This window comes from bacterium (assembly GCA_021158245.1).
In the GTDB taxonomy this organism is placed as follows: Bacteria; Zhuqueibacterota; QNDG01; order QNDG01; family QNDG01; genus QNDG01.
In genome coordinates this window covers 1-8163 of sequence record JAGGVB010000163.1, presented here as the reverse complement: position 1 = coordinate 8163, position 8163 = coordinate 1, and the positions used below count along the sequence as shown (strand labels likewise).

At 38.0% G+C, this 8163-nt stretch carries 4 protein-coding genes; 2 read left to right on the top strand and 2 right to left on the bottom strand.

What is annotated here, in order from left to right:
* On the bottom strand, positions 1 to 2090 hold a 2090-nt coding region (locus J7K93_08600; GenBank protein ID MCD6117061.1), incomplete at its 3' end, for a TonB-dependent receptor.
* Between the two features lie 850 nt (positions 2091 to 2940).
* Between J7K93_08600 and J7K93_08595 the strand changes: the two genes are divergently transcribed.
* A complete protein-coding gene (locus J7K93_08595) occupies positions 2941 to 5058 on the top strand; it encodes an SDR family NAD(P)-dependent oxidoreductase (protein ID MCD6117060.1) in 2118 nt (705 codons plus the stop codon).
* Positions 5059 to 5076: 18 nt separating this feature from the next.
* On the top strand, positions 5077 to 6513 hold the full coding sequence (locus J7K93_08590) for an oligosaccharide flippase family protein (GenBank protein MCD6117059.1): 1437 nt from the start codon (positions 5077 to 5079) through the stop codon (positions 6511 to 6513).
* 382 nt (positions 6514 to 6895) lie between these two features.
* Here the strand turns inward: J7K93_08590 and J7K93_08585 are convergent.
* The coding region (locus tag J7K93_08585) for a hypothetical protein (protein ID MCD6117058.1) at positions 6896 to 8163 on the bottom strand (1268 nt) is incomplete at its 5' end.

Below are 8163 nucleotides of genomic sequence, written 5' to 3'. Positions count from 1 at the left end.
CCGTCAGGATCCGGTTCTGTAAATGCCATGTATTTTGCTCCTGCCAGATTGCGGCCAAAAATACTGAACTCACCTCTGGTGCCGTTAATATTAAATTTGTATGAAATGCCTGCATTGTAAAGAGTAAATCCATCTGTCCAGTTTTTGTAAACTTCAGGGTCAAGCTCTCCATTGTATGCTTTTGCGTCTGTGTATATGGCCCATTCCGACTGATATTCTGTTCCGAAATTGAGTTTCAGATATTTACTTAATGACCACGTGATTTCCGAATAGATATGATGTTTCGGAGAATTGGGCAGCCATTGGCCCGGTGCAGGGGGAGCAGTGAGAACATAGGAGGTATCTGTATAAACAGGATCAATTTCCGATGAAGTATATTTAAAATCGGAGTAGGTGTAGGCTGTCTGCCATGAAAGGTTTTTAATTATCTTAACTGAAATAAAACTCTCAATTCCGTATCGGGTGCTGTTTCCCGCATTTCCGTAAAACACCTCCTGATTTCCTCTGCCTGTCTGCTTAAAACGGAAGAAATCATTTTTTGTTTTCATGTAAAATCCTGATATATCATACGACAATTTTCTTCCTATAGAACCCCTTACACCTGTTTCGTAGCAGTTTGATGTTGCAGGAATAAGATGTGTGTTAAACCCTGAATAGCCTGCAGGATTGCTGGCCAGCTCTTCTGTAGAGGGCGGCATGTAACCCTGGCTCCAGTTTGCAAACAGAGTAAAAGAGTCTGTAAAATTATAGCTTGTTCCGATTCTGCCTGATAGTTCTGAAAAGTTTTTGTCAGTTTTTCCGGATTCGGAAATGGCCATTTTGTCTTTAAGTTCATTTAAAAGATAGTCGTACCGGACATTTCCCATTAAATTGAATTTTCCGATATTCAGCCTGTACAGCAGAAACAGGCCTGTACTCTGCTGGGTAATAATCTGATTTGCAAGCAGGCTGTCAGTTTCAATATTTGTTTCATCTATACTTTCAATCCTTTCGGGGCTGCCTGCGCTCTGCAGCTTGTACATGTTTATGCTTTGCTGTTTATAATCTGCGCCTGCGCTGAGTTCATGTTTTACTCTCGCAGAATGCAAATGTAAATTATATTGTACACTTGCTCCGGGGTTGGTAATTGTTCTGTACTCTGCACACCTGTTACTTGTTTCCTTATAGTTCCATGCGCGCAGATATGAAGTAAATTCTATTCCCTGTATCGTATCAATAAGATATGTTCCGTGAAGCCCGATTGTTGTCCTGTTTGTTTTCTGATATTCATTAAAGGGACGCGCATCCGGGTTAGCCTGCCTCAGGTTGTCAAATTGTCCGAGGTTCAGGCCTTCTGGATTCTGCTGAAAATAGTCTGTATGGGAAATAATCTGGGTGAGGCTCAGCCTGTCAGACGGATAAAAGTTCAGTTTTTCATAAAGTTTGTTGCTGCGGAAGGCCTGATGATCCCGGTATCCGTTTCCGCGGGTTCTTGAATAACTTATGCGATAGTTTGCCGCTCCTTTGGAACCGTCAATCTGCATAAAAGATTTTAAGAATCCGTTTGACCCGGCAGATTGGCGGAATTCTCCCTGTGCGGATTTTTTCCCGCCGTCATTTGTAGTAATATAGATAACTCCTGCTGCACCTCCTGTTCCGTACAGTCCTGCAACAGGGCCCCTTATAACCTGAATGTTGTTCACTGCTGACCAGTCAACATCGTATAAATCCGGTGCAAAGCCAGAGGGGTCGTTAACAGGAATTCCGTCTATAATTACGCCTATGCTGCGCAACCCACGTTCAGTCAGTATTCCCTGGCCGCGTATTGAAACGTGTACCCGTTCTCCGTCGTGCTGGTTGTCAATGCGTACTCCGGGAACTAAACGCAGCGCTTCATCCGCTGCTGTTTTTTTCGGCATGATAGATAGTTCTTTGCCTGTAATTACTGAAATTGAACCGGGGTTATTTTTTAATTCTATTGGCTGTCTGTTAGCTGTAATAACAACTTCCTTCAATTTATACACCTTGGTTGAATCGGGTATTTCATCTTGTGCAAATAAAAAATTAGCTGCGCATATAATTAATGCAGAAAAACAGGCTTCTTTTTTCATGTTTTTTCTCCGAGAGTGAATGGTTAACAGAATAATGGATATAAGGATAAACTGCAGTTAATGCCCTTTATTTTTTTGGCCAAGCTGCTCCTCGCCGTATTATAATGGTTAGATGATTAAACAAAAATGATGATGCAATGAAGTTATCATTTATTGAAGAAAGTGATATTCCGGTGATTGCATTGCTGTGCTTCAGAATCATTTAAGTCTCACTGTGTTCAACCTGGTTGAATAGTCCGGAAGTTTGCTCTATAAATAATATTATTGTGATTGTTTCCAGTACCATTCTTTTTCATATAGCATTCAAATGTAAGCTAAATTACATAAAATTGTGCATTAGGTCAATAGGTATTTTTACCTTCCCGCAACCAGTGAATAAATAAATTCAGACATATTGTAACGTCCTGTAATTAAATGTCTTAATTTGTATAAATGAATTGAAAAAGGCTGCTTTGCAGGGAGACACATTATAAATTAGCATAAATCCTGGGATGTTACAATGAAAGGGTGTCAATATCTACGGAAATCAGAGGAATTACATCATTAAATAAAATAGAATTACAGACTGGAAGGCCCTCTGGATATCAAATGTAAAATTCAACAGAATAATTGTTTCATTGTTACTCATTTTGAACAATAAACAAATTTCCCGAAGATATCGGCCGGTTTAATTATTTGCATTTTCAGGCGTGTAAGAAATCACTAACAATACTTGACATTGTCTCGATAAAAAGTGTATATTTATCTGTGTAAAAAAGGGTTGTGGATATTATAAAACTCAACTATTGCTGAACAGGCCTGTTTAATGGCCGTGGTAAATTTATAAAAACAATAAAAGGATCTAATTGCAATGACAAATGACAAAGAGTTAAGTGTGTTTATTACAGGCGGTACAGGTTTTGTAGGCAAGCATATTGTAAACAGGCTTATAAAAGAAGGATACCATGTTTTTATTTTAGCAAGGCGGACTTCAAATGTAAAAGATTTGAATAATGAAAAGATTACCATTGTCAATGGTACTATTAATGATAGAGAGGCCATTGAGACAGCATTAAGTAAAGTTGATATGGTAATACATGCTGCTGCAACGATGAGTGGTCCCTGGGATTATTTTGAAAAAGTAACGATTAAAGGAACAGAATTATTATTGGACCTTTGTCAGAAATACAAAATTAAACGCCTGATACATATTAGTTCCTGCAGCGTTTATTCTCATTCAACAATGGGGCGGCATCCGGTTTTTCATGAAGATGATTCTTTTGAAGCAAAAAAATTTACTTATTATTCGAAATCAAAGATTGAAGCTGAAAAACTGGTTTGGAAATCATATCAATCTTTTGGGTTACCGGTTACTGTGTTGAGGCCCGGTGTTATTTATGGCCCGGGCGGCCCGATTTTTCCGGCCAGTACAGGATTGGCTTTAAGTGATAATAGTATTATTAGAATCGGTAATGGAAAGGGCTCATTGCCCATAGCCTATGTCGAAAATGTTGCAGATTCAGTGCTGCTTTGTCTCCGGAATTCAAAAACAGTGGGCAAGTGTTACAATTTGACTGAAGACGAAAAAATCAGCAGGAATCAATATCTGAAGCTAATAAAGAAGAATGTTAATCCCAATCTCAAGATTATCAAAATACCCTATTGGTTTATGTTTCTCGCTCAGCAGGGGCTAAAGTTTATTTTCGGACTTATGGGAAAACAAGCACCTATGGGAGCACTTAATTTACGCATCTATAAAGATGGGATAATATACTCAAACACACTTTCAAAAGAGGAGTTAAGAAGCGAACCTTATGTTGCATTTGATGAGAGTATTAAAAGAACGATGAATTGGCATAAAGAGAGACGGACTCCTGGACGTTTATTTTATATGAAAAAAGAGACTGCTGATTTCCGCAGAAAACGCAAACCGTTACAGGTTGGTATTATCGGCTGCGGTGGAATTTCTGAAATGCATTTGTCAATTTTAAGCAAAATGGAGAAGGTCAATATTTGCGCTGCAGCTGATGTCAATGAGCAGCGAGGCAAAGAAAAGGCCGATCAATATAATATCGGGAAATTTTATAATGATTATAAAGAGATGATTGATAATGAATCACTCGATGTTGTACATATATTAACTCCGCCGCAGACACATTATGATATAGCTTTGTTTGCCATGGAAAAAAGGTGCCATGTATTTATTGAAAAACCGTTCAGTTTAAATTTAAAAGAAGCTGAAGGATTATTTGAGTCATCACAGAAAAACAGAGTTAAAATTTGTGCTGATTTCAATCATTTGTATGATGATGTTATGGTAGAAGCGAGGCAAATTATCAGTTCCGGAGCAATTGGCAGAGTTTCACATGTTGAGTGTTGGTATGGTGTGCAGCTTGATCCGATAGCGGAGCCTTATAATTCATCTTCGTTCTGGGGATACAAGTTACCGGGGAGTTTATATCAGGATTTTTTACCTCATCCCCTTTATATAATGACAGATTTGATGGATGATATTAAAAAAATCAAAGCAATTGGTAAATTTAATCGTGTTGCTTCAATGATGAAAACCGATGAGTTGAGGATTCTTGCTGAAGGAGAAGAAACAACAGGTGCTTTAAATCTTTCATTAACTCTTTCTCCGAGATATCAGTTTACTAATATATATGGTACGGCAGGGAAACTGCACATTGATTTTTTAAATCAATATTGTTACACTGATAATGAAATTTCATTATTACCCCGTACAGTCAATCGGTTTTTGAATATTATTTCTCAAGGAAAGAAATTGAAGCGTACGGGTTATAGGAATTTCAGGAAATTTCTTACGGGAAAGTTTGATTTATTCTCAGGCGCCAATCGTCTTATTCAATTATTCTATAACAGCTTGTTATATTCTACTGAACTGCCGATACGAAAGGAAGATATACTGCAGAATATGCAGTTAATGGATGAACTGTGGGCTATGCTTAGAGAAAACGGCGAACTTTAAAAGGACTATAAATTTAAGATGATAGCACGTGGTATATTTTTGATGGTCCTGTCGCAGGGTGTTTTTTTACTTGCAGGTTTTACTTTAAATTTCGGCCTGGCCAGGTTTTTGGGGCCTGGTAAGTTTGGGTATTACGGCTGGGTCATGTCCATTCTTTTAGTTGTGGAAGTGTTTGTCATTACAGGAATTCCTGAGCTCATTCAAAAATTCGGGGGAGCCAATCCAAAGGCTATGCGCTCTCTTAAGCAGAAGACTTTTAAATGGCAGTTTCTATATTCAAGTATTGCTGCAGGCCTTTTTATATTACTATCACCGATAATCACGGAGTTTTTTCATAAAAATGAGCTGACAACGGTTTTGAGAATTGCAGGATTTGATATTATCTTTTATGGCTTGTTTCGCTATTATGTCGGCATCCAAAATGGCCTCCATCAATTTGAAAAGTACTCGATTCTGGGTTTTGTATATTCAATATCTAAATTAATTTTTATTTTTATTCTTGTGTCAACAAAATTATCACTGCTTGGAGCAATTATTGGCAATACAATGGCTTCAATAACGGGGTTAGGAGTTGCTCTGGTGATAACAAAGTATCCAAAGGATACTTCTCCATTACAAAAAATATCTTATTTTAGTTTTATTCTTCCGAACATTTTGTACTTTGTCAGTTTGTCTGCTTTGCTCTATATTGACTTGTGGTTTGTTTCATACTATTGGGACCCTAAAATTATAGGTTACTATGTTTCTGCAACAGCCCTGGGGAAATTGCCATATTTCTTTTCTATTGCTGTTTCAGCGGCATTATTACCATCAATATCTCTTGCATTAAGGCAAAAAGATAATGATCGGGTTCAAATGCTTGTTCAGCAATTTTCAAGGTATTTTTTAATTTTTGTTTTTCTCGTTGTGTTGATTCTCGGGACAAGTGCTAATTCAATCATCAGGCTGGCTTTCGGATATAAGTATATTCCCGCTTCAAAAATTTTACCCGTTGTTTCTTTCGGTTTGTCTATGATTTCGGTATTTTGTATTTTTAATACAATATTAATTGCAAAAAATTTTATGAAACAGGTTCTTCTGATTACCATAGGTATTGTTCTTGTTGATATTTTATTCTGTAGATTATTAGTCCCTGAATATGGGATGCTCGGAGCAGGTGTAAGTATTACTGTTGCGGCTGTTATTGGAATATCTGTTAGCGGCAGGTTGATATTTTTAAATGGAGGGTATCTTGTACCCAAAATATCATTCCTGAGAATTTCAGGATGGGCGCTGCTTCTCTATTTGCCGTTCTATTATTTCCAGGGGAATATTCTCTGGGATTTGCTTAAGTCTTTTCTGTTGGCAATATGTTATCTCGGCCTGTTATGGTTAACAAAGGAGTTTACAGATTCTGATTTTCAAATAATTAAAGATATTTTTATTCATAGTGACAGCGCGAAAAAAGTTGACTAAAAAATAATATTATTGGCCCGCACAATTTTCCAACCTGAAAAAATAGCAACAAAATTAAAATATTATCTTTTCCCATGCAGAGGGAAAATACAAACACGTACAATGTCTGTTTTACCCATATTTTTCAGTGCGGGATACAATTAACCGAATCCTTAAAAACAGAACTCAAAAAAAAACAACTCTCTTTTATTTTGTTATCAATCCCCACTCCTTCAGCTCATCTCTCGTCATCCAGTGGATTCCGTCAACACCCCTATGATATCAATAATATTCATAGTTTGGGATATCTCTCTGCAATTTTTAACATTTGTATAAATGAATTGAAAAAGGCTATTTTCAGATACAAAATACCGTTCTGCTTCAAATCCGCAGATAAATTTCCTCAATAATTCCACGCAGTAGTATCTTCCCCCTCAGGAGCATTCTTCTTAATGTGTTCAGCCATTTCTCTGTACATTCCCCCTGCGTCTCCTTTTTCCTCCCATGGGCTCCAGCCGTGGCCGGCTCTTATTCCGTATTCAAACCTGCCTTCATAATGGGGATTTTCAGTAGAAGTCAGAAAATCATGAAAAAGGTAAACAGCCTCCTCAATCCACCAGTTATCCATTCTGCCGCAAAAAATATTTATCTTGCCGGTTAATTTGGGACCCACTGTTTTCCAGTTTTTCTTAAGATAATAAGTAATATCGTAATGCTCAATTGCCCATTTTGCCACAGAGGAATCAATCTTTCCTGTCCATGGATCCCACAATGGTTTGGGATATCCGTCTTTGTCAACAGGAGCAAAAAGTGCATTCCATACTGCCCACTGGCCGCCGGATCTGTATCTGTCTCCTATAACCTCTTCCTTAAGTGTTTCCTGATACATCAGATACCTCGGCATGCCGTCTGTTCGGCGGGATCCTGGAATAGGGACTTTTGACCATTCGTGTTCAATAAAGTATGCATTCTTCGGATTGTAGAGGTTTACAAGTTCGTAATAGTGAAAATCTATCTGATCAGGGAAGAAAGTCCATGTGCCTCCGAAAAAATCCGGGTACCATACCATCTCGGCAAGGGATTCCCATCCTCCTGTGGATCCGCCTGTGAGAATACGTGCGTATGGTTTTGCAATAGCACGAAACTTTTTTTCAACAACTGGAATGACTTCTTTGATAAAAGCATCCCCGTACGGACCAATATTTTCGGAATTTACAGCATAGGAATCATCATAATATGGATTTGTATGCTGGAATGTAACAATGAGCATTCTTGGAAAATTGTCTGAAGTCCATGCATTGTAAAAATCATTACCAGGCTTTCCGTTTTCAGGAGGCTCAAACCATCCGGGGTTCTCGTTTGAAAAATGGCCGTGCTGGTATATTACGGGATAGTGCGCATCAGGGTGTTCATAAAATCCCTTTGGCAATAGCACCCTGGCGCTAATATACATGGGCCGTCCCCAGAATTTTGAAACCAGTTCGCTTTTTATCTTGATATTTTTAACCCACTTTGTATCCTTTGGTTCTGGAAGAGGCGGAATCTTTTTATCAAGAATAATTGATATAGTGGTGTCCTTTGCAGGATCAAAATATATTTTTTTTGTTTTGCTGAACAGATTTCCCGGGGAGTAGTGCCAGTTCTGGCCTTCACCCTGATCCATATGAAGTT

Excerpts from the sequence above, each read along its gene's own strand:
- J7K93_08595 (MCD6117060.1), top strand. The coding sequence starts at position 2,941 with ATGACAAATGACAAAGAGTTAAGTGTGTTTATTACAGGCGGTACAGGT.
- J7K93_08590 (MCD6117059.1), top strand. The coding sequence starts at position 5,077 with ATGATAGCACGTGGTATATTTTTGATGGTCCTGTCGCAGGGTGTTTTT.